This is a genomic window from Bacteroides sp. A1C1 (assembly GCF_004328515.1).
Lineage (GTDB): Bacteria > Bacteroidota > Bacteroidia > Bacteroidales > Bacteroidaceae > Bacteroides > Bacteroides uniformis.
In genome coordinates this window covers 1,290,462-1,314,813 of record NZ_CP036491.1, presented here as the reverse complement: position 1 = coordinate 1,314,813, position 24,352 = coordinate 1,290,462, and the positions used below count along the sequence as shown (strand labels likewise).

Here is a 24,352-nt window from a genome sequence, read left to right as displayed (position 1 = left end):
ATGGGAATGTTTGCAATGCGGAAGCCTCGTGGCTTCAATCATAGCTATATCTATGTGGATGAGCGGAAAGAGAAGTTGGCGAAGATGGAAGAAAACGCCAAGCGTGACCTGGGTATGCTGCCGGAAAAGGAATTCTCGCCCGAGGATATACGGGGCAAATTCATAGAAGGAACAACTCACTTGAAGCGGCGCAAGGAGAGCGGACGTAAGCCGATGCATTTGGGCATAATCCTTGTTGTCATAGCTGTGCTGATTTATCTGTGGTATGCCATCAGTAACGGAATCATTTAATAATGATTAATCATTAATCTCTAATCATTAAACATTATCATGAGCGATATCATTCATTTGCTGCCCGATTCGGTTGCCAATCAGATTGCTGCCGGAGAGGTGATTCAGCGTCCGGCATCTGTTGTGAAAGAATTGGTGGAAAATGCAATTGATGCCGAAGCAGGGGAAATACATGTGCTGATTACCGATGCGGGCAAGACCTGCATTCAGGTGATTGATGATGGGAAGGGTATGTCCGAAACGGATGCGCGCCTTTCTTTTGAACGTCATGCGACTTCAAAGATACGCGAGGCTGCCGATTTGTTTGCCCTACGCACCATGGGCTTCCGTGGAGAGGCGTTGGCTTCTATAGCAGCGGTAGCTGAAGTGGAGTTGAAAACACGTCCGGTCAGCGAGGAGCTGGGGACGCGGCTGCTGATTGCCGGCTCTAAAGTCGAGAGCCAGGAAGCCGTTTCCTGCCCTAAGGGAAGCAATTTTTCCATCAAGAACCTATTCTTCAATATTCCTGCCCGGCGCAAATTCCTGAAAGCGAACTCTACGGAGTTGAGCAACATCCTTACGGAATTCGAGCGTATAGCGTTGGTGCATCCTGAGGTAGCCTTCTATCTGTATAGTAATGATACGGAATTGTTCAATCTTCCGGTAATGCCTTTGCGGCAACGCATCATGGCAGTCTTCGGAAAGAAGCTGAATCAGCAGTTGCTGTCCGTCGACGTCAATACGACCATGATAAAGATTTCCGGTTTTGTAGCCAAGCCGGAAACGTCGCGCAAGAAAGGAGCGCACCAATACTTTTTTGTGAACGGGCGCTATATGCGTCACCCCTATTTCCACAAAGCGGTGATGGATGCTTATGAACAGCTGATTCCTGCCGGTGAGCAAATCTCCTACTTTATTTATTTCGAGGTAGACCCTGCCAATATCGATGTGAACATCCATCCGACGAAGACGGAGATTAAGTTCGAGAATGAGCAGGCTATCTGGCAGATTCTGTCGGCTGCGGTCAAGGAATCCTTGGGCAAGTTCAGTGCTATACCTACTATCGATTTTGACACCGAGGATATGCCGGATATTCCTGCATTCGAGCAGGCTCGTCCGATAGAGCCTCCGAAGGTACACTATAACACGGATTTCAATCCCTTCAAGACGTCTTCCGCTTCTTCCTATGGAGGCGGTGGCAATTATTCGCGCCCCAAAGTGGAGTGGGAGGGGCTTTATTCCGGTTTGGAAAAAGCCAGCAGGATGAACGAGCCGATGGAGGAAGAACCTTTTGTAGAGGATACGGTTACCGGTACGGCTCCAAGAGAGGAGGAGAAGGTTCCTTATTTCCAGGAAACGGTTCCTTCCGGGGCAAGCGCCTCTTTCTATGGCAATGAGGCAACGGTAGAGAAAGGAGCGCAACACTTCCAGTTCAAGGGGCGTTTTATTCTGACTTCCGTTAAATCGGGTCTGATGCTGATAGACCAGCATCGGGCGCATGTCCGGGTATTGTTCGACCGCTATATGAGTCAGATTCGACAGAAACAAGGGGTATCGCAGGGGGTATTGTTTCCGGAGATTATCCAGTTGCCGGCTTCGGAAGCTGCCCTACTGGACGGTATATTGGAAGATTTGTCGGCAGTAGGCTTCGATTTGAGCCCGCTGGGTGGCGGTAGCTATGCCATCAACGGCATACCTTCGGGCATAGAGGGGTTGAACCCGGTAGAATTGGTCCGGAATATGGTACATACTGCTATGGAAAAAGGAAATGACGTTAAGGAAGAGGTGCAGACAATTCTTGCATCGACCTTGGCGCGTGCTGCGGCCATCGTCTACGGACAAGTGCTGAGCAACGAGGAAATGTCCAATCTCGTGGACAATCTGTTTGCATGCCCATCCCCGAATTATACTCCGGACGGAAAGACGGTGCTGGCGACCATTAAAGAAGACGACATAGAAAAGCTTTTCTCCAAATAAGGGAGAGTGCTTTCTTTTGCATCAAGGCAAAAAAAGTACAAATATTCAGAACCTTTTAGTTCTGTTGGCGTTAATTAGACAGTTTGAATGATAAAGAGTTTAATTAACCACTTAACTATTTTAAGGTATATGAAAAAGATTCTAATGTTACTGGCTTTGGCTGGTGTGTCTTCTGTTGCCATGGCGCAGCAAAAGACTGAAGTTGTGGAAGAATTTGGTGTTATCCAGGTTCAGGATAAATATCAGGTAATCACTAACCCGTTCTGGAGTAACTGGTTTTTCTCTATAGGCGGTGGTGCCGAAGCAACTTTTGGAGATAATGATAAGGCAGGAAGTTTTGGCAAGCGTATCAGTCCGACGCTGAATTTTGCCATCGGCAAATGGTTCACCCCGGGACTGGGAGTACGTCTGCAATATAGCGGCCTTCAGGCAAGAGGATATACGTATGATGCAGGTGCTGACTACGTGAAAGGCACTCAGATGGATGACGGCTACTACAAACAGCGTTTCGACTATATGAATCTGCACGGAGATGTGATGTTCAATCTGAATGCGCTGTTTGGAGGATACAACCAGCACCGCGTATATGAAATCATTCCTTATGTAGGTGCGGGGTTCACTCACAACTACACAAAGCCTCATCGCGAAGCTTTGTCCGTAAACGCAGGTATCATCAACCGCTTCCGTATTTCGAATGCGATAGATATTAACCTGGAGCTGAGCGCAATGGGCGTTGAAGACAAGTTCGATGGCGAAGTTGGCGGCGATCATGGATATGATGGCGTGCTGAGTGCAACGGTGGGGTTGACATACCGTTTCCCCGCCCGTGGATTCCGTCGCCCGATGCCCCAGTTGATTTCTCAGGTAGAGCTGGCTGCCATGCAGGCGCAGCTTGCAGAGATGGGAGCTGCCAACCAACAGTTGCAGAATGCACTGGTGGCTGCACAGAACCAGCCGGTGGCCGAAGTTACGGAAACCGAAGTGATTGTTCCCGATCCGGATATAGCACCGCGTACCGTATTCTTCAATATCGGTTCTGCCGAAGTTTCTCCACGTGAAGCAATGAACTTGTCTTATCTGGCAGACCAGATGAAGCAATTCCCGAACGCCACTTACACTGTAAACGGATATGCAGACTCTGCAACCGGTACGCCGGCATTCAACAAAGAGTTGAGTTTGAAGCGTGCACAAGCCGTGGTTGATGTATTGGTAAAACAATACGGAATCCCTGCTGACCGCCTGAAGGTAGATGCCGGTGGTGGTGTCGACAAGTTCGGACAACCGATTCTGAACCGTGTAGTGTTGGTGAAATCAGCCAACTAGGAGACGGGATAAAAGAAATAAGCTACAAGTTACTAGCTACAAAAAAAGAGGGGCATGCGTTACCGTGACGCATGCCCCTTTTCTTATTAACTTATGTGTTCTTCCCTTATTCCCCTCCGAATTTCTTTATTTGCTCTGCAATCAGTTCCGCATCATCAAAGTAGTTTATCTTCATAGCCTTGCGTACATCGTCCAAGGTTGCGGCAGCGGTTTCCCTGGCAGTTTCGCAACCTTTCTTCAGCATGTCGTAGATGGCGGGGATGTCTTTTTCAAACTCCTTGCGGCGGTTGCGGATAGGCTCCAGTGTCTCCTGCATAATTTCGTTGAGGAACTTCTTCACTTTCATATCGCCCAGACCGCCACGTTGGTAGTGGGCTTTCAGTTCGTCCAGATTCGGATATTCGGGCAGATAAAGGCCGAAGTGTTCCGGACGGCAAAAGGCATCCAGGTAAGTGAATACGGTGTTGCCTTCCAATTTTCCGGGGTCTTGTACACGCAGGTGGTCGGGGTCGGTATACATGCTCTTCACTTTCTTCTGCACTTCGTCGGCAGAGTCCGAAAGATAGATACAGTTGCCGAGGCTCTTGCTCATCTTGGCTTTGCCGTCCGTTCCCGGCAGGCGCAGGCAGGCTGCATTGTCAGGTAACAGGATTTCCGGTTCCACAAGGGTTTCACCATATATATAGTTGAAACGGCGTACGATTTCACGAGCTTGTTCAATCATCGGTTCCTGGTCTTCGCCCACGGGCACGGTAGTGGCGCGGAAGGCGGTAATGTCCGCTGCCTGGCTGATGGGGTAGGTGAAGAAGCCTACGGGGATGCTTGTCTCGAAGTTACGCATCTGGATTTCGGTCTTTACCGTCGGGTTGCGTTGCAGGCGGCTCACGGTCACCAGGTCCATGTAGTAGAAGGTCAGCTCGCAGAGTTCCGGTATCTGCGATTGGATGAAGATGGTGCTCTTCGTCGGGTCCAGTCCGCACGCCAGGTAGTCCAGTGCCACCTCGATGACGTTCTGGCGCACCTTTTCCGGATTCTCCATATTGTCCGTCAGCGCTTGTGCGTCGGCGATGAAGATGAAAATCTTGTCGTACAAGCCGGAGTTTTGCAGTTCCACTCTTCTTCTCAATGAGCCTACATAGTGTCCTATGTGCAGGCGTCCTGTGGGGCGGTCGCCCGTAAGGATGATTTTTTCTTTTGCCATATTATGTATTTTTTAGTTTCTTCATTGTATAAAAGCCATTAAGACCGGCAAAGATACCTATAATTATCGAAACCTCAAGGGATGACGCTTTCTTTCCTTTTCACGTATACCTTATGGCTTCCGATGCCGCTTGTATCGATTCCGCTGCCGGGAGTATGTGCCCATTTGCGCAGTTCCACGGTGGCGGTGGAGCGGACGAGTCCGGTCAGTTGCCGGTAGATGCTGACAGTAAGGAAGGCGTGCTTGTCCAGATACTGATGCGCCAGAGCCAGACGTTGTTCGGGGGTGTATTTCTTCGACGAACGTGCGGGTTTCCAGGAGGCACGTTCCAGTTCGCACCAATGGTTGGTTTCTCTAATCAAGGCCTTGTCCGTGCGGAAGTTCACGCCACTTACGTAGATGCTCCGCGCGTTTCGCTTCGTGGTGCTTTCTTGGGGCTGTTCGCGTTCCTTGTCGGGGTAGATGGACAGTGCGGGGGTGAATACGCCCAATCCTTCTATCTTCACCGAGCGTCCCATTCCCATTTCGTGGGCCAGGGCTTCGCCCAGCTCGCAGATAATTCCTTCGGTTACGCCTTTAGAGAATCCCGAGGTCATGGCGATGTATTCCGCCAGTTCGCGCGTGCCGGTCTGTCCGGTCATCACCATCTTGGGGTAGGTGATTGGTTCGCCCGTGCCTTGCAAGTCGGGCATTTCTTTCATTTGGTAGCGTGTGGTCATTGTTGCGTTCTCCTTTCTTTTCTTTCCTTCGTTGCAAAGTCCTTTTCCCTGCGGAGCAAAGTTCTTTTGGTGGCGGAGAAATCTTAGAATAAAGCCTTTATTCCAAGGAATAGAAATTTTATTTTTAAGAATAAAGGCTTTGTTTGTAGAAACAGAATCCTTGTTCTATTTTTGTATAGGCACAAAGGTAAGTTTCCGTGGCGAGAAAAGCAAGTTTTGGTGGGGAGAATCTTCATATTTATCCGCAAATGCCTTTACTGAGATATAGTCTTTCTTTTTTATATGGAATCGCATTTTTCGGAAAAAGATTTCGGTTGTGGGCGACGGCCGCTCTTCTATTATGGAGGATGACGTTTCTTTTATGCAAAAAAATATGCCACAATTTGCTCTTTTCGTAAATAAGTCGTTACTTTGCACAAATTTTAAAGAGACTATGCAATCGCAGGAAATGAGAAGCAAATATAACCTCCGTTCGAATGAATTTCATTCGGGAGCCGTCAGTTTCTCTTTTTTCGAGAAAGATATTTTTAGTTCTTTGGTAATGCGTTAATCCTTTATTGGGTGACGCATTTTTTTTGTGAAATAGCTACAACTCGTAGTTCGTAGCTTGTAACTCGTAACTTAATAGACAACAAGAGAATATGGAAAAGAATTTAAAGAAAGTGCTTGTCTTGGGTTCTGGTGCGCTCAAGATTGGTCAGGCCGGAGAGTTTGACTATTCCGGTTCGCAGGCGCTGAAGGCGTTGCGCGAAGAAGGTATCGGTTCTGTTTTGGTAAACCCGAACATTGCTACTATCCAGACATCGGAAGGTATCGCCGATCAAGTTTATTTCTTGCCGGTAACTCCTTATTTCGTGGAAGAAATCATCAAGAAAGAACGTCCCGACGGCATTTTGCTGGCATTCGGCGGACAGACGGCGCTGAACTGCGGTACGGAACTCTACCAGAACGGAATTCTTCAGAAATATGGCGTGCGTGTGCTGGGTACTTCCGTTGAGGCGATTATGTACACCGAAGACCGTGACCTCTTTGTGAAGAAGCTGGACGAGATTCCGATGAAGACTCCGAAGAGTCACGCTGTAGAGAGCATGGAGGACGCACTGAAGGCAGCCCGCGAGATTGGCTACCCCGTGATGGTGCGCTCGGCTTATGCTCTGGGTGGACTGGGAAGCGGTATTTGTCCGGACGAGGAAGCCTTCATTAAATTGGCCGAAAGCTCTTTCACTTTCTCCAAGCAGATTCTGGTAGAAGAGTCTCTGAAGGGTTGGAAGGAAATTGAATTTGAGGTAATCCGCGATGCCAACGACCACTGCTTCACGGTGGCAAGCATGGAAAACTTCGACCCGCTGGGTATTCATACGGGTGAGTCCATCGTAGTGGCTCCCACTTGCTCATTGACCGACGAGCAGGTGAAAATGTTGCAGGAGCTTTCCACCAAATGTATCCGCCACCTGGGCATCGTGGGCGAATGTAACATCCAGTATGCGTTCAACGCCGAGACAAACGACTATCGTGTCATCGAGGTGAACGCCCGTCTGTCCCGTTCTTCCGCATTGGCTTCCAAAGCTACCGGTTATCCGCTGGCATTTGTGGCTGCCAAGATTGCGTTGGGCTATACGCTCGACCAAATCGGCGAGATGGGAACTCCCAACTCGGCATACGCAGCTCCGCAGCTTGACTACCTGATTTGCAAGATTCCGCGTTGGGACTTGACAAAGTTCGTAGGTGTCAGCCGCGAAATTGGTTCCAGCATGAAGTCGGTAGGCGAAATCATGTCTATCGGACGTTCCTTTGAAGAAATTATCCAGAAGGGCTTGCGTATGATTGGTCAGGGAATGCACGGATTCGTGGGCAATGAGGGAGTGGAGTTCGATGACTTGGATTACGAACTGTCACATCCCACAGACCTGCGCGTCTTTGCCATTGCCGAGGCTCTGGAAAAGGGATATGCCATCGACCGCATCTTTGAGCTGACCAAGATTGACCCCTGGTTCTTGGGCAAGCTGAAGAACATCGTAGACTACAAGCAGAAACTTTCCCAATATAATAAGGTGGAAGACATCCCCGCCGACGTGCTGCGCGAAGCCAAAGTGCTTGGCTTCTCCGACTTCCAGATTGCCCGCTTCGTGCTGAATCCGCAAGGCAATATGGAGAAGGAAAACCTTGCCGTACGCGCCCGTCGTAAGGAGCTGGGCATCCTGCCCGCCGTGAAGCGCATCAATACGGTGGCCTCCGAACATCCGGAACTGACGAACTACCTCTACATGACGTATGCCGTTCAGGGTTATGATGTGAACTATTATAAGAATGAAAAATCAGTGGTTGTGCTTGGTTCGGGCGCTTACCGCATCGGTTCGTCTGTAGAGTTCGACTGGTGTTCGGTGAATGCCATCCAGACTGCCCGCAAGCTGGGCTACAAGTCCATCATGATTAACTATAACCCCGAAACCGTTTCTACGGACTACGACATGTGCGACCGTCTCTACTTCGACGAGCTCTCCTTCGAACGTGTGCTCGACGTTATCGACCTGGAGCAGCCGCGCGGTGTCATCGTGTCCGTGGGTGGACAGATACCGAACAACCTGGCTATGAAGCTTCACCGCCAGTCAGTTCCCGTGTTGGGTACTTCCCCCATCTCCATCGACCGTGCCGAAAACCGTAACAAGTTCTCTGCCATGCTCGACCAGCTGGGCATCGACCAACCGGCTTGGCAGGAACTCACCAGCCTGGAAGATGTGAAAGGCTTTGTAGAGAAGGTGGGCTATCCGGTACTGGTGCGTCCGTCTTACGTACTCTCCGGTGCTGCGATGAACGTATGCTACGATGAAGAAGAACTGGAAAACTTCTTGAAGATGGCTGCTGAGGTATCTAAGGAATATCCGGTGGTGGTATCCCAGTTCTTGCAGAACACCAAGGAGATTGAGTTCGACGCTGTTGCCCAAAACGGTGAAGTGGTAGAATACGCCATCTCCGAGCACGTAGAGTTTGCCGGTGTACACTCCGGTGACGCTACGCTGGTATTCCCGGCACAGAAGATTTACTTTGCAACGGCACGCCGCATCAAGAAAATCAGCCGCCAGATTGCGAAGGAACTCAATATTTCCGGTCCTTTCAATATCCAGTTCCTGGCACGCAACAACGAGGTGAAGGTTATCGAGTGTAACCTCCGTGCATCGCGCAGCTTCCCGTTCGTATCCAAGGTGCTGAAGCGTAACTTCATCGAGACTGCTACCCGCATCATGCTGGACGCTCCCTATACACAACCGGACAAGTCGGCATTCGACATCGACCGTATCGGTGTGAAGGCAAGCCAGTTCTCCTTCTCCCGTCTGCACAAGGCAGACCCGGTATTGGGTGTGGACATGTCGTCTACGGGCGAGGTAGGCTGTATTGGCGACGACTTCTCCGAAGCATTGCTGAATGCCATGATTGCTACCGGATTCAGAATCCCCCGTCCCGAGAAGGGCGTGATGTTCTCCTCCGGAGCCATGAAGTCCAAGGTGGATTTGCTGGATGCCAGCCGCATGCTCTTTGCCAAAGGCTATAAGATTTATGCTACGGCAGGTACAGCCGCTTTCCTCAACGCCCATGGCGTGACGACGGAAGCCGTTTACTGGCCGGATGAACGCCCGGATGCGGAAAACAACGTGATGACGATGATTGCCGACCATGCCTTCGACCTGATTGTCAACATTCCGAAGAACCATACGAAACGCGAGCTGACCAATGGCTACAAGATTCGTCGCGGTGCCATCGACCACAACATTCCGTTGATTACCAATGCCCGCCTGGCAAGTGCCTTTATCGAGGCATTCTGCGAAATGAAGCTGGAAGATATCCAGATTAAGAGCTGGCAGGAGTACAAATAAATTGTTTGCTCTATAAACGATTGCAGGAGCGGAAAGCCGAAAGGTTTTCCGCTCTTTTGGTATACTGCGTTTATTTCCGTATTTTTGTTCGGGGCTGAGTCTCTGTATGAATCAAAAGAAGAAACAATATGAATGAAGTGGAAAAAATGCGTAGCTCCCAGTTGGCGGATATGTCCGTTCCGGAGATACAGGTGAAGTTCGAGCATGCCAAGCGCTTGCTGGCAAAAATGTGTGTGATGAGTACTTACGATGAGGATTACCGGAGCTTGCTGGAGGAGCTGGTACCGGGCATTCCCGCCACGTCCGTCATCTGTCCGCCGTTCCATTGCGACCATGGGGATGGTATCCGGCTGGGTGAGCATGTCTTTGTCAATGCCAATTGCACTTTCCTGGACGGGGGATATATCACGATTGGTGCCCATACGTTGGTCGGTCCATGCGTACAGATATACACTCCCCATCATCCGATGGATTATATCGAGCGTCGTACGGAAAAGGAATATGCCTATCCGGTGACGATAGGAGAGGATTGCTGGATTGGCGGCGGTGCCATTTTGTGTCCAGGCGTCACCATCGGCGACCGTTGTATCATCGGTGCGGGTAGTGTGGTGACGAAAGATATTCCATCCGATAGCATAGCCGTTGGTAATCCGGCAAAGGTCATCCGGAAAAATGAGGCAAAAAAGTGAACGTACTAAATGCTTGAGAAACAGAGCGTGTCGCTAAATGACTAAAAAAATATCGAAAAATATTATGCAAAAGTTTTGGTAATGTCAAAATAAGCTGTACCTTTGCATCGCTTTTGAAACGGAAGTGTACGGGCGTTTAGCTCAGCTGGTTCAGAGCATCTGCCTTACAAGCAGAGGGTCGGCGGTTCGAATCCGTCAACGCCCACACAAAATCCAAGCACTTTCGTTCATCAAAAGGGCGTTTAGCTCAGCTGGTTCAGAGCATCTGCCTTACAAGCAGAGGGTCGGCGGTTCGAATCCGTCAACGCCCACTGGAAATTTTCATTCGAAGGTGGTCTTGCAAGTGATTGTAAGGCCATTTTTTTTATCCGTTAACTTCCTTTTCTTAAAATCTTTATCCTTTATGTCTTGTTACTCAGAAAAAAGCAGTAATTTTGCAGTCCGATAATTATCATCATAAATACGACGTATGAAACTTGATTTACTTACCGCAATCTCTCCGATTGACGGTCGATACAGAGGCAAAACGGATGTTTTGGCTGCCTATTTTTCAGAATTTGCACTGATTAAATACCGTGTACAAGTTGAAATAGAATACTTTATCACGCTGTGTGAGCTGCCTTTGCCGCAACTGAAAGGGGTGGATAAGGGCGTTTTCGAAACCTTGAGAAACATTTACCGTAACTTCTCCGAAGCCGACGCGCAACGCATCAAGGATATTGAGAGCGTGACGAACCATGATGTGAAGGCTGTGGAGTATTTCTTAAAAGAAGAGTTTGACAAGTTGGGTGGTATGGACGACTATAAGGAGTTCATCCATTTTGGCCTGACTTCACAAGATATCAACAATACGTCTGTTCCTTTGTCTGTAAAGGAGGCGCTGGAGCAGGTGTACTATCCTCAAATAGAGGAACTGATAGCGCAGCTCCGTGCTTATGCGGAAGAGTGGGCCGCTATCCCCATGCTTGCCAAGACACACGGACAACCGGCTTCGCCTACCCGTTTGGGCAAGGAGGTAATGGTGTTTGTCTACCGTCTGGAACGCCAGTTGGCAACGCTGAAGGCTTGTCCGGTGACAGCAAAGTTCGGTGGCGCTACGGGTAATTACAATGCCCATCATGTGGCTTATCCGGAATATGACTGGAAGGCATTCGGCAATAAGTTCGTTTCCGAAAAGCTTGGCTTGGAACGCGAGGAGTATACTACCCAGATATCCAATTACGATAATCTGTCTGCCATCTTTGATGCCATGAAGCGCATCAATACGGTGATGATTGATATGAACCGTGACTTCTGGCAATATATCTCTATGGAATATTTCAAGCAGAAGATTAAAGCCGGTGAGGTGGGCTCCAGCGCGATGCCGCACAAGGTGAACCCGATTGACTTTGAAAATGCGGAAGGAAACCTGGGCATGGCGAATGCTATTCTTGAGCACTTGGCGGTAAAACTGCCGGTTTCCCGTTTGCAGCGTGACTTGACGGACTCTACCGTGCTCCGCAATGTGGGTATGCCGTTCGGGCATATCATTATTGCCATACAAAGTTCTTTGAAGGGTTTGCGTAAGTTGCTGTTGAACGAACCGGCCATCTACCGTGACCTGGACAATTGCTGGAGCGTGGTGGCCGAGGCTATCCAGACCATTCTGCGCCGCGAGGCCTATCCGCATCCTTATGAAGCGTTGAAAGCGTTGACCCGTACCAATCAGGCCATTACGGAAGCGTCTATCAAGGAATTTATAGAGGGACTGAATGTAAGTGAAGAGATAAAGAAAGAATTGCGGGTGATTACCCCCCATACTTATACGGGAATTTAAGCAACCACAGAAGTGTACCGGAGGAATTTCAACTTTTTACTCCGGCAATTGTTATAGAAACATATAAAATTCAAGGTATAATAGAGACAATGAATGGCCGTGAGGCCAAGGTTTAATTTTATTCGAATAAAAAACAATGAGTACAGAAAACGAAACTTGGCGTGATGCTTCTTCCGCAGAGGAGAACTCAGGTGCCGGCCGCGATGGTAACCAATTTAACAAGGAAGGTGGCTACAGCCGTCCGTCTTACAACCGTGATAATGGCGACCGTCCTTATCGCCCCAGATTTAACAGTGAAAACGGGGACCGCCCGCAGCGTCCTTATAACAGTGACCGTCCTTATCGCCCGCGCTTTAATCCTGGTGCGGACAATGGTGACCGTCCGCAGCGTCCTCGTTACAATAATGATAATGGCGACCGCCCTTATCGTCCGCGTTATAACAGCGAAGGCGGCGACCGTCCGCAACGTCCTTATGGAAACAATTCGGGGGACCGCCCTTACCGTCCGCGCTACAACAGCGAAGGTGGCGACCGTCCGCAACGCCCTTATAATAGTGACCGTCCGCAGCGCCCGCGTTATGGTAATGAAGGTGGTGACCGTCCGCAACGTCCTTATAACAGTGATCGTTCTTATAATACAGACCGTCCCTATCGTCCGCGCTATAACAGTGAAGATGGCGACCGTCTGCAGCGTCCTCGCTACAATAATGAGGGTGGTGATCGTCCTTATCGTCCACGCTTCAATTCGGGTGGTGGAAGGCCTGGCGGATATGGTAACAGAGATAGCTATAGTCGTCCTGTCCGTCGTTCGGCCGATTATGACCCCAATGCTAAGTACAGCAAGAAGAAACAGATAGAGTATAAGGAGCAGTTTGTGGACCCGAACGAGCCTATCCGTCTGAACAAATTTCTGGCCAATGCCGGTGTTTGTTCCCGTCGCGAGGCTGATGAATTCATCACTGCCGGAGTTGTTTCTGTAAACGGAGAGGTCGTGACGGAATTGGGAACCAAGATTAAACGTGGTGATGAAGTGAAGTTCCACGACCAGACGGTCAGTATCGAACGTAAGATTTACGTCCTGCTGAACAAGCCGAAAGATACAGTGACTACTTCGGATGACCCCCAAGCACGTCGCACGGTGATGGATTTGGTGAAAGGCGCTTGCAATGAACGTATTTATCCGGTAGGTCGTCTGGACCGCAATACTACAGGTGTGTTGCTGCTGACAAATGATGGTGACTTGGCTTCCAAGCTGACGCATCCCAAGTATCTGAAGAAGAAAATATATCATGTGCATTTGGACAAGAATCTGACAAAAGCCGATATGGAGCAAATTGCGGCCGGTATTCAACTGGATGACGGAGAAATCCATGCAGATGCCATTAGCTATACGGATGACGTCAAGAAAGATGATGTCGGCATTGAAATTCACTCCGGTAAGAACCGTATCGTGCGTCGTATCTTCGAATCGCTGGGATACAAAGTGATGAAGCTGGACCGTGTATATTTTGCCGGTTTAACGAAGAAAGGCCTGCGCCGCGGCGAATGGCGTTACCTCACGGAGCAAGAGGTGAACTTCCTGCGCATGGGTTCTTTCGAGTAATATATAATAAGGTATAATAACTGTTTTATGGAAAAGATTAGTAGAACAAAGGTGGTTGACCTGCTGAAGCGTGAAGATTTTGGCGCTATGGTCAACGTGAAGGGCTGGGTTCGTACCCGCAGAGGTAGTAAGCAAGTAAACTTTATCGCGCTGAATGACGGTTCTACAATAAATAATGTGCAGATTGTAGTAGACTTGGGTAACTTCGATGAGGAGATGCTGAAAGAGATAACTACCGGTGCTTGTTTGAGTGTAAACGGGGTGCTGACGGAATCTGTCGGTTCCGGTCAGAAGGCCGAAGTGCAGGCCCGCGAGATCGAAGTGCTGGGAGCTTGCGATAACACGTATCCGTTGCAGAAGAAAGGTCATTCCATGGAGTTTCTCCGTGAGATAGCCCATCTGCGTCCCCGTACCAATACGTTCGGGGCGGTGTTTCGTATTCGTCACAACATGGCGATTGCCATCCATAAGTTCTTTCATGACAGAGGGTTCTTCTATTTTCATACTCCGATCATCACGGCTTCCGACTGCGAAGGCGCAGGCCAGATGTTCCAGGTAACTACAAAGAATCTGTATGACTTGAAGAAGGACGAGAATGGTTCCATTATTTACGATGATGACTTCTTTGGAAAGCAGGCCAGCCTGACGGTTTCCGGACAGTTGGAAGGCGAACTTGCCGCTACTGCATTGGGAGCCATCTATACATTCGGTCCTACGTTCCGTGCCGAGAATTCCAATACTCCCCGCCACTTGGCAGAGTTCTGGATGATTGAGCCGGAAGTGGCGTTCAATGATATTGCGGACAATATGGACCTGGCGGAAGACTTCATCAAGTATTGTGTGCAGTGGGCTTTGGACAACTGTGCCGACGATGTGAAGTTCCTCAATGACATGTTTGATAAGGGATTGATTGAACGTCTGCAAGGTGTCTTGAAAGAAAACTTCGTGCGCCTGCCCTATACGGAAGGTATCAAGATACTAGAAGAGGCTGTTGCCAAAGGACATAAGTTTGAATTCCCGGTGTACTGGGGAGTTGACTTGGCTTCCGAACACGAGCGCTATCTGGTGGAAGACCACTTCAAGCGTCCGGTTATCCTGACTGACTATCCGAAGGAAATCAAAGCGTTCTATATGAAGCAGAACGAAGACGGCAAGACCGTGCGTGCCATGGATGTGCTCTTCCCGAAGATTGGAGAAATCATTGGCGGTTCCGAACGTGAATCGGATTACAACAAGCTGATGACGCGCATTGACGAACTTCACATCCCGATGAAGGATATGTGGTGGTATCTCGATACCCGTAAGTTCGGTACATGTCCCCACTCCGGATTTGGTTTAGGCTTTGAGCGCTTGCTGCTGTTCGTTACGGGCATGACGAATATCCGTGATGTCATACCGTTCCCGCGTACGCCGCGCAACGCTGAGTTCTAAGTTTCGGAATATACAAACTGGATAAAATCATCCGCACAAACATTCTGTTGTTTGTGCGGTTTTTTTATACCCAAAAATGTTATAATCTCAAAATAAATCTTTATATTTGTGTCTAGCGGAACGACATAACGTTAACCAACATCATACGAATATGAAACGGAACTATTTCTTTACCATGCTGGCAGCGGTGCTGCTTGCGGTAGCGGGAGCCAATGCGCAGGAGAGCGCAGAGTTTAGGCCTGCGGAACTGGCAGGAATTTGGCAGTTATGTCATTATGTGTCCGAAATCCCGGATGTTCCCGGGATATTGAAACCGAGTAATACCTTTAAAGTGCTGAGTGATGACGGCCGCATTGTCAACTTCACGATTATTCCTGGCAAGGATGCCATCATCACGGGGTATGGGACTTATCAGCAGCTGACGGATAATTCCTATAAGGAAAGTATTGAGAAAAATATCCATCTGCCCATGTTGGACCACAAAGACAATATATTGGAGTTTGAAATAGGGGACGACGGGGTAATGTACCTGAAGTATTTTATAGCTAAGGACTTGAATGAGAATGAACTGAATACATGGTTCCATGAAACATGGAAACGGGTGGGCATGCCCGCGAAATTCCCCGAGGACCTTGTCCGTTGATATTTCTTTCTCTTTCCCGTTTCTTTCTCAATGCAGCTTTGAAGGCCTTCTATGACGGCATTGGCCGATGAAGGCCGCATCATAAAGAGTTGTTCTGCGGAGATTCTTCCCTTTCTCCGCAGGATAACTTTGTCTGTTGTATATCAGCCAAGTGGCTCTCTAAAAAAAAGTGGAAAACTTTTGCCAGTTCTAAGAAAAACCGTACCTTTGCAAGCCGATTATTATCTCGAAAGGATAAGCATTTAATTCATAGCGAGTTAATCTTCCATTGTCCGGGATGACTGGCTTGCGGTGAAGAAAAAATTTAGTAGTAACATTTTAAAAAACAATTAAGAGTGGATACTTTAAGTTACAAGACCATTTCTGCAAACAAAGCTACAGTGACTAAAGAATGGGTCATTGTTGACGCTACAGACCAGGTATTGGGCCGTCTGGGCGCAAAAGTTGCGAAACTGTTGAGAGGAAAGTATAAACCTAACTTTACCCCTCACGTAGATTGTGGCGATAATGTAATCATTATCAACGCCGACAAAGTAAAATTAACCGGTAACAAATGGAATGACAAGGTATATCTGTCATATACAGGTTATCCCGGCGGTCAGAGAGAAATCACTCCTGCCCGTTTGCAGGCAAAACCGAACGGTGATGATAAGTTGCTGAGAAAAGTAGTAAAGGGTATGTTGCCTAAGAACAAGTTGGGCGCAAAATTGCTGGGCAATATGTATGTATATGCCGGCAGTGAGCACAAACACGATGCTCAGAACCCGAAAATGATTGATATTAACGTACTTAAATAAGAGATAATGGAAGTAGTAAATGCATTAGGCAGACGTAAAAGTGCAATTGCACGTATTTTCGTAAGCGAAGGTACCGGAAAGATTACTATTAATAAGAGAGACCTCGCAGAGTACTTTCCATCAAGCATTCTTCAGTATGTAGTTAAACAGCCGTTGAACAAGCTGGGTGTTGCTGAAAAGTACGATATCAAAGTGAACCTCTGCGGTGGTGGTTTCACTGGACAGTCTCAGGCTTTGCGTTTGGCAATTGCCCGCGCACTGGTGAAAATCAATGCTGAGGACAAGGCTGCTCTCCGTTCTGAAGGCTTCATGACTCGTGATCCTCGTTCTGTTGAACGTAAGAAACCGGGACAACCGAAAGCACGTCGTAGATTCCAGTTCAGTAAACGTTAAGAGTTGGAGAACGGTTGGGGCGGACAAGTTGCTTAATTCTCGACTTTCACCTCTCAACTCTCAACTGAAAAAGCGTTTAGTATCTAAACTACCGGGACTCTTCAGATTCAGACTACCCGGCGGTTGGTTTAGAAGAAACAAAAAAGAAAGTAAACGATTAATTTAAAAGAAAATGTCTAGAACAAATTTTGATACATTATTGGAAGCCGGTTGCCACTTCGGTCACTTGAAAAGAAAGTGGAACCCCGCAATGGCTCCTTACATCTTCATGGAGCGCAATGGTATTCATATCATTGACCTCAACAAGACGGTTGCTAAAATTGACGAAGCTGCTGAAGCTTTGAAGCAAATCGCTAAATCAGGAAAGAAAGTCCTGTTTGTTGCTACTAAAAAACAAGCTAAGCAGGTGGTTGCCGATAAGGCTGCATCTGTAAATATGCCTTATGTAATCGAGCGTTGGCCGGGTGGTATGTTGACTAACTTCCCGACTATCCGTAAGGCTGTCAAGAAGATGGCTACCATCGACAAGCTGACAAGCGACGGTACCTATTCAAACCTCTCCAAGAGAGAAATCCTTCAGATTTCACGTCAACGTGCAAAGTTGGACAAGACTTTGGGCTCTATCGCTGACTTGACTCGTCTGCCGTCTGCTCTGTTCGTTATCGACGTAATGAAGGAAAACATCGCAGTTCGTGAAGCTAACCGTCTGGGTATTCCTGTATTCGGTATCGTTGATACAAACTCTGATCCTACGAACATCGATTTCGTAATCCCGGCAAATGATGACGCTACTAAGTCAGTAGAAGTTATTCTTGATGCTTGTTGCGCTGCTATGCAGGAAGGTCTGGAAGAACGTAAGGCTGAAAAGGTAGACATGGAAGCTGCCGGCGAAGCTCCTGCCAACAAAGGCAAGAAGAAAGCTACAAAAGCAAGACTCGACAAGTCCGACGAGGAAGCAATCAATGCCGCTAAGGCTGCTGCTTTCATGAAGGAAGAAGAGGCTTAATCATACTGTTGAGAGTTGAGAATTGAAAGTTGAGAGTTACTTTACGGCAATTCTCAATTCTCTATTCTCAACTCTCAATTACTTTATAAGGATATTATTAACAATTAAAATAAAAAGATATTATGGCTGTAAGTATGGCTGATATAACCAAGCTCCGCAAGATGACCGGTGCTGGTATGATGGATTGCAAGAATGCTTTGACTGAAGCTGAAGGCGATTTCGACAAGGCAATGGAAATTATCCGTAAGAAGGGACAAGCTGTTGCAGCTAAGCGTTCAGATCGCGAGGCTTCTGAAGGCTGTGTGCTGGCTAAGACTACGGGTGACTTTGCCGTTATCATCGCTTTGAAGTGCGAAACTGACTTCGTGGCTCAGAATGCTGATTTCGTGAAACTGACTCAGGACATTCTGGACCTTGCCGTAGCTAACAAGTGCAAGACTCTGGACGAAGTAAAAGCTCTGCCGATGGGCAACGGTACTGTACAGGATGCTGTAACAGACCGTAGCGGTATCACTGGCGAGAAGATGGAGCTGGATGGTTACATGACTGTAGAAGGCGCAAGCACTGTGGTTTATAACCACATGAACAGAAACGGTCTCTGCACTATTGTTGCTTTCAACAAGGCTGTTGAAGAAGGACTGGCTAAGCAGATTGCCATGCAGATTGCTGCCATGAATCCGATTGCGGTAGACGAAGATGGTGTATCTGAAGAAATCAAGCAGAAGGAAATAGATGTTGCTATAGAGAAGACAAAAGCTGAACAGGTACAGAAGGCTGTTGAGGCCGCTTTGAAGAAGGCTGGTATCAACCCGGCTCACGTGGACAGCGAAGACCACATGGAAAGCAACATGGCTAAGGGCTGGATTACTGCTGAAGACGTGGCAAAGGCAAAGGAAATCATTGCTACTGTTTCTGCTGAGAAGGCTGCACATCTGCCTGAACAAATGATTCAGAATATTGCTAAGGGTCGTCTTGGCAAGTTCTTGAAAGAAGTTTGCTTGCTGAACCAGGAAGACATCATGGATGGCAAGAAGACAGTTAGAGAAGTCTTGAAAGAAGCTGATCCTGAATTGAAGGTTGTTGACTTCAAGCGTTTTACTTTGCGCGCTGAATAATTCCGCTTAGAAACGATTCTATAAAAAGAAGTGGCCGTATATGGAGTTGAATTCCTAAACGGTCACTTTTTTTATGCCTCTACAGTTGCAGTGAGACGGATGATGGTTTGGTTTATCCTACGGGCTTAGTTTGCGTGTATCCTTCAGCTTTCAGCAGGTCAATGACACGCTGTTTGAAGTCGCCCTGCACAATGATTTCTCCATCTTTGGCACTTCCACCCACTCCACATTTACTTTTCAGCAATTTGCCCAGTTCTTTCAGGCCATTGTCGGTGCCCACGAAACCGGTGACAAGAGTGACGACTTTGCCGCCTCGGTTCTTGCGGTCCAGCTGCACGCGCAAGCGTTGTTGTGCAGGGGGGAGGGTAGCTTGCTCCTCATCGTCATTCATCTCATATTTGTAGTCCGGGTTGGTGGAATAGACTATATTCAACCGTTCTTTCCAATCATTATTCTTCATACTTTTTTTTAAAAAACTTCCCAAAAGTACGATATTATGTGGAATTATGCAATTAGAAATTATGTTAAGCTTTTGTTGCATCCGTGTTACTGATTAGAAAAAAAGCACTACTTTTGTCAATCGCAATATTGAGAACTTAAATAAGAAACTATGAGCAATCCGTTACAGAAAAAAGAAACCATGAAGGTGCCGGAACCTACTTTGCGCCGGCTTCCGTGGTACCTTTCCAATGTAAAGTTGCTGAAACAAAAGGGGGAACGATTCGTATCATCCACCCAGATTTCCAAGGAAATCAATATTGATGCTTCACAGATTGCCAAAGACCTTTCGTATGTCAACATCTCCGGACGTACGCGTGTGGGCTATGAGGTGGACACACTAATAGCTGTACTGGAGGATTTCTTGGGATTTACCAATATACACAAAGCCTTTCTGTTCGGTGTTGGAAGCTTGGGAGGTGCCTTGTTGCGCGACTCGGGCCTAAGCCATTTCGGTTTGGAGATAGTGGCTGCTTTTGATGTGAAGCCTGAATTGGTGGGTACGACATTGAGCGGCATCCCCATCTATCATTCGGACGAGTTCAAGCAGAAGATGCAGGAGTACGATGTCAATATAGGCGTGCTGACGGTGCCTATCGAAATAGCCCAGCAGATAACGGATTCCATGGTAGAGGGCGGTATCAAGGCCGTATGGAATTTCACCCCGTTCCGTATCCGTGTTCCCGAAAACATTGTCGTGCAGAACACTTCCCTTTATGCCCATCTGGCCGTGATGTTTAACAGACTGAACTTTAACGAAATCAAGTAATGAAGATTATTGCTGTAGGAATGAACTATGCTCTGCACAACAAAGAGCTGGGACATACACACGAGAATAAGGAACCGGTTATTTTCTTGAAACCCGATTCGGCCATTCTGAAAGATGGCAAGCCTTTCTTTATCCCTGATTTTTCTGATGAGGTGCATTATGAGACGGAAGTGGTGGTGCGCATCTGCCGTTTAGGCAAGAATATTGCTCCCCGCTTTGCTCGTCGCTATTACGATGCGGTGACGGTGGGCATCGACTTCACGGCACGCGACTTGCAACGCAAGTTCCGCGAGGCGGGTAATCCGTGGGAGCTTTGCAAAGGTTTCGACAATTCGGCAGCCATCGGCACCTTCATCCCGTTGGAGCAGGCGGGTGGAGACGTGCAAAATCTGGACTTCCATCTGACGATTGATGATAAGGAGGTGCAACGCGGTCATACAGCGGACATGCTGTTCCGGGTAGATGAAATCATTGCTTATGTCAGCCGCTTCATGACCTTGAAAATCGGTGATTTGCTGTTTACGGGTACACCTGTGGGAGTAGGCCCTGTCAGCATCGGACAGCACTTGCAGGGTTATCTTGGAGAGGAGAAAGTGCTCGATTTCAATATCCGCTGATTATCTTCGTCTTGTTTTTTCTTGTTACCTCGCTTTTTTTCCGTACTTTCGTGTCAACTTAAAGAAGCAACGATATGAAGATACGTGTAGGTTTTGGCTTTGACGTCCACCAACTGGTGGCAGGGCGCGAGCTTTGGCTAGGCGGTATTCGCTTGGAACATGAAAAGGGATTGTTGGGGCATTCGGATGCGGATGTGCTCATCCATACTATCTGTGACGCATTGCTGGGTGCGGCGAATATGCGCGACATCGGCTATCATTTTCCCGATACTGCCGGTGAGTTCAAGAACATAGACAGCAAGATTCTGCTGAAAAAAACAATAGAACTGATAGCTACCAAAGGTTATTCGGTGAGCAACATTGATGCCACCGTCTGTGCCGAACGTCCTAAGCTGAAAGCACATATTCCCGAAATGCAGCGCACGCTTGCCACTGTGATGGGCATAGACGAGGACGACATCTCCATCAAGGCCACTACCACGGAGAAACTCGGCTTTACGGGCAGAGAAGAAGGTATATCTGCCTATGCCACTGTGCTGATAGTGAAAGAATAATACTATGCTGAAATGATACCGACTAATTTTAATCATCCACTTATATGAAGAAAATCTCCTTGACCTTTTGTCTGGCATTTTTATCCTTCTTGTTCAGCCCGGCACAAGTATCGCCTTTACGGTTCAACAAGAACGGAGAGTTTAAAATTGTCCAGTTTACAGACATCCACTTCAAGTATGGCAATCCGGCTTCGGATATTGCTTTGAAGCGTATTGGCGAGGTGCTCGATGCCGAGCGCCCCGATTTAGTAGTCTTTACCGGCGATGTGGTCTATGCCGCACCTGCCGATACAGCCATGCGCAAGGTGCTTTCCTATGCTACGGACCGTAAGATTCCTTTTGTCGTAACCTTTGGCAACCATGACAACGAGCAAGGAAAAACACGTGCCGAGCTTTATGACGTTATCCGTTCCATGCCTTTCAATATCCAGCCCGACCGTGGCGGAGTAGAATCTCCCGACTATGTCCTCACATTGAAATCCTCGGATGGCAAGAAGGATGCAGCCCTGCTTTACTGCATGGATTCCCATTCCTACTCTAAACTGCCCGACGTAAAGGGGTACGACTGGCTCACTTTCGACCAGGTGAACTGGTACCGTCGGCAGAGTGCCGCTTATAAAGCAAAGAACGGTGGCCAACCTTTGCCTGCACTGGCATTCTTCCACATCCCTCTGCCGGAATATAACGAAGCCGCTTCCGATGAGAACGCCATACTGAAAGGTACCCGCATGGAAAAGGCTTGCGCTCCGGAGCTGAATACGGGCATGTTCACTGCCATGAAAGAGGCCGGTGATGTGATGGGTATGTTTGTCGGACACGACCATGACAACGATTATGCCGTAATGTGGAAAGGCATTCTGCTGGCTTACGGCCGTTTCACCGGTGGCAATACCGAGTACAACCATTTGTCCAACGGTGCCCGTGTCATTGTGATGAAGGAAGGTGCCCGTACTTTCACCACCTGGATTCGTCTGAAAGATGGTGAAATCATTGATAAAACAGTCTACCCGGATAGCTATGTGAAAGACGATTGGCGTAAGCGTCCGTTGGTGACGGAATAAGGGTGAACTTAAAAAAGAACGATATGGACAAGATAAGAACCGGATTAGCCGCTTACGGAATGTCGGGACGTGTTTTCCATGCTCCCTTCATCTCTACCAACCCTCATTTTGAATTGACTGCCGTTACGGAGCGCAGTAAGGAACTCTCCCGGGAGAAGTATCCCGACGCTTGTATTGTGCGGAGTTTTGAGGAACTTATCGGACTGGAAGGGTTGGATTTGGTTGTCATCAACACACCGGACAGCACTCATTATGAGTATGCCCGCCGCGCCCTCGAAGCAGGTAAGCATGTGGTTGTGGAGAAGCCTTTCACCACCACCGTAGCAGAAGCTGAGGAACTTGTGGCACTTGCCGCAAGCCGGGGGCTGACCTTGAGCGTTTACCAGAACCGCCGGTGGGACTGCGATTTCCTGACAGTTAAGCAAATACTGTCCAAAGGCTTGCTGGGGCATCTGGTGGAGTTTGAATCCACCTTCCCCCGTTATCGTAATTTTATCAAGCCGAATACTTGGAAGGAAACCGGACAAGATGGGGGCGGCTTGACCTATAACCTGGGTGCCCACGTCATAGACCAGGCTGTGCAGCTGTTCGGTATGCCCGAAGCCGTCTTTGCAGATATTGCCACGTTGCGCAAGGACAGCAAGGTAGACGACTATTTCATCATCCATTTGCTACGTCCCTCAAAGGCGCCCGAAGTGAAGATAACGCTGAAATCCAGCTATCTGATGTGTGCGAGCGAACCCCGTTTCGTCCTCCACGGTAGGGAAGGTTCTTACGTGAAATATGGTTTCGACCCGCAGGAAGCCGCCTTGACCGAGGGCGTATTGCCCGGCACTTCGCACTGGGGCGAGGAGGACAAATCCTCTTGGGGACTGCTTTATACGGAAAAAGACGGTAGAATTGTTTATGAACCCTATCCAAGTCTTCCCGGTGATTATGCAGTTTTTTATGAGAATATCTATCGGCATATCCACCACGGCGAACCTTTGCAGAGCGATGCCCGCGAGGTGGTCGGAGTCATCCGCTTGATTGAGGCAGCCTGGGAAAGCAGCCGTATGCAGCGTGTGGTTCGTATCTGATAGAAAATCTTTTACCTGGTAGGGACGTGTAACTTTACATGTGTCAATCGGGTGTATTTCGTACTTCCTATTATATAGGTACGCGCGATGCGTGCCGATGCTATCTTCATTACTTCTCCCATCTGGTAGGCATGTTCCACGGCGGGCAGCTGGCATGATTTCCGGCTTGCCGTGCGTGCATTCAGCCGGATGCTGACGAAGTTGCCGATGGAGTCTTTCAGTTTCAACACTTGGCGTACATAGAAATAAGGAGTGGTCCCTTTGAGCTGCGTCTTGTAGGGGTTGTCTTCCAGTCGCACGCTGAGTACGGTCAGTGTCAGGTTCTCCACTTTTTCCCCTTCCTTCCCCAGGAAACGTCCGCCGGTGGTTTGGTACGTTTTTCTTCGTTGTATGTCGAGGTGGACTGAATGGTAAATCTTGGCAATCTGTACGAAACGTTCCTGCTTGGGGATGCGTGGCTGGAATTTGAAGGCTATCCACGTAAGATAGGCTGGGTCTATACGGAGAATTTCGTGCAGGAAATGTCCGTGGTGTTTGCCTATGGAGATAATGTCGTCCCCTTTGCTCTGCATTCTTTTGGCATTGTACTCCACAAGCAGCAGGCTGCGCGGTGAGTAGAAGCATAGCGTGCTTGCCATCCGCAGCGTTTCGTGAATGTCGGTGGAAAGGTCGCAAATGTAGAAGATGGACTGTCTCCCGGGCAGTGGAGAGTAAATCCACAAAGTATATTGGAGATACTCAGGCCGGGGCAGTACGATAAGATAGGCGCCTACTTCCTTATAAGAGGCTCTCCCTTGATTGTATGCATTCAGTTTACTATACAATAAGTCTTGTTCAGTCTGCGGTATACCGGGTATGATTGGATTTGCCATAGCTCGGAATAATTTATTCCAAATATACATTTTTGGAATGAAAGAAACAA

At 48.3% G+C, this 24,352-nt stretch carries 22 protein-coding genes and 2 tRNA genes; 20 read left to right on the top strand and 4 right to left on the bottom strand.

What is annotated here, in order from left to right:
• From EYA81_RS05585 to EYA81_RS05575, 3 genes are all read left to right on the top strand, one after another.
• Positions 1–291 carry a hypothetical protein gene (locus EYA81_RS05585; RefSeq protein WP_005829571.1) on the top strand — a complete coding sequence of 97 codons (291 nt, stop codon included), beginning with the start codon at positions 1–3 and terminating at the stop codon, positions 289–291.
• 39 nt (positions 292–330) lie between these two features.
• Positions 331–2,247 (top strand): DNA mismatch repair endonuclease MutL, encoded by a 1,917-nt coding sequence (gene mutL / locus EYA81_RS05580; RefSeq protein ID WP_131225462.1) that lies wholly within the window; start codon positions 331–333, stop codon positions 2,245–2,247.
• Positions 2,248–2,376: 129 nt separating this feature from the next.
• Positions 2,377–3,570: an OmpA family protein gene (locus EYA81_RS05575; RefSeq protein ID WP_009037822.1), complete on the top strand. Its 1,194-nt coding sequence runs from the start codon at positions 2,377–2,379 to the stop codon at positions 3,568–3,570.
• Positions 3,571–3,676: 106 nt separating this feature from the next.
• Here the strand turns inward: EYA81_RS05575 and trpS are convergent, their stop codons facing one another.
• Together trpS and EYA81_RS05565 are read right to left on the bottom strand one after the other, a co-directional pair.
• Positions 3,677–4,771: a tryptophan--tRNA ligase gene (trpS, locus tag EYA81_RS05570; protein WP_016274446.1), complete on the bottom strand. Its 1,095-nt coding sequence runs from the start codon at positions 4,769–4,771 to the stop codon at positions 3,677–3,679.
• A 74-nt stretch (positions 4,772–4,845) separates the two neighbouring features.
• On the bottom strand, positions 4,846–5,490 hold the full coding sequence (locus EYA81_RS05565) for an HU family DNA-binding protein (protein WP_005833449.1): 645 nt from the start codon (positions 5,488–5,490) through the stop codon (positions 4,846–4,848).
• 641 nt (positions 5,491–6,131) lie between these two features.
• Here EYA81_RS05565 and carB point away from each other — a divergent pair.
• From carB to tsf, 12 genes are all read left to right on the top strand, one after another.
• Complete coding sequence (carB, locus tag EYA81_RS05550) at positions 6,132–9,359, top strand: carbamoyl-phosphate synthase (glutamine-hydrolyzing) large subunit (protein ID WP_005833447.1); 3,228 nt, start codon at positions 6,132–6,134, stop codon at positions 9,357–9,359.
• A 128-nt stretch (positions 9,360–9,487) separates the two neighbouring features.
• On the top strand, positions 9,488–10,048 hold the full coding sequence (locus tag EYA81_RS05545) for a sugar O-acetyltransferase (RefSeq protein ID WP_131225461.1): 561 nt from the start codon (positions 9,488–9,490) through the stop codon (positions 10,046–10,048).
• A 130-nt stretch (positions 10,049–10,178) separates the two neighbouring features.
• Positions 10,179–10,253 (top strand) — tRNA-Val (locus tag EYA81_RS05540).
• A gap of 31 nt (positions 10,254–10,284) precedes the next feature.
• Positions 10,285–10,359 (top strand) — tRNA-Val (locus EYA81_RS05535).
• A gap of 158 nt (positions 10,360–10,517) precedes the next feature.
• A complete protein-coding gene (gene purB / locus EYA81_RS05530) occupies positions 10,518–11,864 on the top strand; it encodes an adenylosuccinate lyase (RefSeq protein WP_005829591.1) in 1,347 nt (448 codons plus the stop codon).
• Between the two features lie 136 nt (positions 11,865–12,000).
• Positions 12,001–13,467: a pseudouridine synthase gene (locus EYA81_RS05525; RefSeq protein ID WP_098032871.1), complete on the top strand. Its 1,467-nt coding sequence runs from the start codon at positions 12,001–12,003 to the stop codon at positions 13,465–13,467.
• A 27-nt stretch (positions 13,468–13,494) separates the two neighbouring features.
• Positions 13,495–14,898 carry an asparagine--tRNA ligase gene (asnS, locus tag EYA81_RS05520; protein WP_098032870.1) on the top strand — a complete coding sequence of 468 codons (1,404 nt, stop codon included), beginning with the start codon at positions 13,495–13,497 and terminating at the stop codon, positions 14,896–14,898.
• 151 nt (positions 14,899–15,049) lie between these two features.
• The gene (locus EYA81_RS05515) at positions 15,050–15,541 is read left to right on the top strand and encodes a DUF4488 domain-containing protein (protein WP_131225460.1); all 492 of its coding nucleotides are present in this window, start codon (positions 15,050–15,052) and stop codon (positions 15,539–15,541) included.
• Between the two features lie 335 nt (positions 15,542–15,876).
• Positions 15,877–16,338: a 50S ribosomal protein L13 gene (rplM, locus tag EYA81_RS05510; RefSeq protein WP_005829602.1), complete on the top strand. Its 462-nt coding sequence runs from the start codon at positions 15,877–15,879 to the stop codon at positions 16,336–16,338.
• Between the two features lie 6 nt (positions 16,339–16,344).
• Positions 16,345–16,731 (top strand): 30S ribosomal protein S9, encoded by a 387-nt coding sequence (gene rpsI / locus EYA81_RS05505; protein ID WP_005829603.1) that lies wholly within the window; start codon positions 16,345–16,347, stop codon positions 16,729–16,731.
• Positions 16,732–16,903: 172 nt separating this feature from the next.
• Positions 16,904–17,737, top strand: coding sequence for a 30S ribosomal protein S2 (gene rpsB / locus EYA81_RS05500; protein WP_005829604.1), 834 nt, complete (start codon positions 16,904–16,906; stop codon positions 17,735–17,737).
• 122 nt (positions 17,738–17,859) lie between these two features.
• Positions 17,860–18,852, top strand: coding sequence for a translation elongation factor Ts (gene tsf / locus EYA81_RS05495; RefSeq protein WP_005829605.1), 993 nt, complete (start codon positions 17,860–17,862; stop codon positions 18,850–18,852).
• 112 nt (positions 18,853–18,964) lie between these two features.
• Here tsf and EYA81_RS05490 read toward each other — a convergent pair whose 3' ends face one another.
• Positions 18,965–19,312 (bottom strand): translation initiation factor, encoded by a 348-nt coding sequence (locus tag EYA81_RS05490; RefSeq protein WP_061411216.1) that lies wholly within the window; start codon positions 19,310–19,312, stop codon positions 18,965–18,967.
• A gap of 150 nt (positions 19,313–19,462) precedes the next feature.
• On the opposite strand from EYA81_RS05490, the gene EYA81_RS05485 reads away from it, so the two are divergent.
• The 5 genes from EYA81_RS05485 to EYA81_RS05465 all read left to right on the top strand — a co-directional run bounded on the left by EYA81_RS05485 (position 19,463) and on the right by EYA81_RS05465 (position 23,430).
• A complete protein-coding gene (locus EYA81_RS05485) occupies positions 19,463–20,119 on the top strand; it encodes a redox-sensing transcriptional repressor Rex (protein WP_087331477.1) in 657 nt (218 codons plus the stop codon).
• Positions 20,119–20,736 carry a fumarylacetoacetate hydrolase family protein gene (locus EYA81_RS05480; protein WP_087331480.1) on the top strand — a complete coding sequence of 206 codons (618 nt, stop codon included), beginning with the start codon at positions 20,119–20,121 and terminating at the stop codon, positions 20,734–20,736. Before EYA81_RS05485 ends, EYA81_RS05480 begins: the two co-directional genes overlap by 1 nt.
• Before the next feature lie 74 nt (positions 20,737–20,810).
• Positions 20,811–21,290: a 2-C-methyl-D-erythritol 2,4-cyclodiphosphate synthase gene (ispF, locus tag EYA81_RS05475; protein ID WP_044467241.1), complete on the top strand. Its 480-nt coding sequence runs from the start codon at positions 20,811–20,813 to the stop codon at positions 21,288–21,290.
• 44 nt (positions 21,291–21,334) lie between these two features.
• On the top strand, positions 21,335–22,351 hold the full coding sequence (locus tag EYA81_RS05470; RefSeq protein ID WP_131225459.1) for a metallophosphoesterase family protein: 1,017 nt from the start codon (positions 21,335–21,337) through the stop codon (positions 22,349–22,351).
• Positions 22,352–22,374: 23 nt separating this feature from the next.
• Positions 22,375–23,430, top strand: a complete 1,056-nt coding sequence (locus EYA81_RS05465; protein WP_131225458.1) for a Gfo/Idh/MocA family oxidoreductase — start codon at positions 22,375–22,377, stop codon at positions 23,428–23,430.
• 11 nt (positions 23,431–23,441) lie between these two features.
• Here the strand turns inward: EYA81_RS05465 and EYA81_RS05460 are convergent, their stop codons facing one another.
• Positions 23,442–24,302 carry a hypothetical protein gene (locus tag EYA81_RS05460; protein WP_131225457.1) on the bottom strand — a complete coding sequence of 287 codons (861 nt, stop codon included), beginning with the start codon at positions 24,300–24,302 and terminating at the stop codon, positions 23,442–23,444.
• Positions 24,303–24,352: the final 50 nt, after the last annotated feature.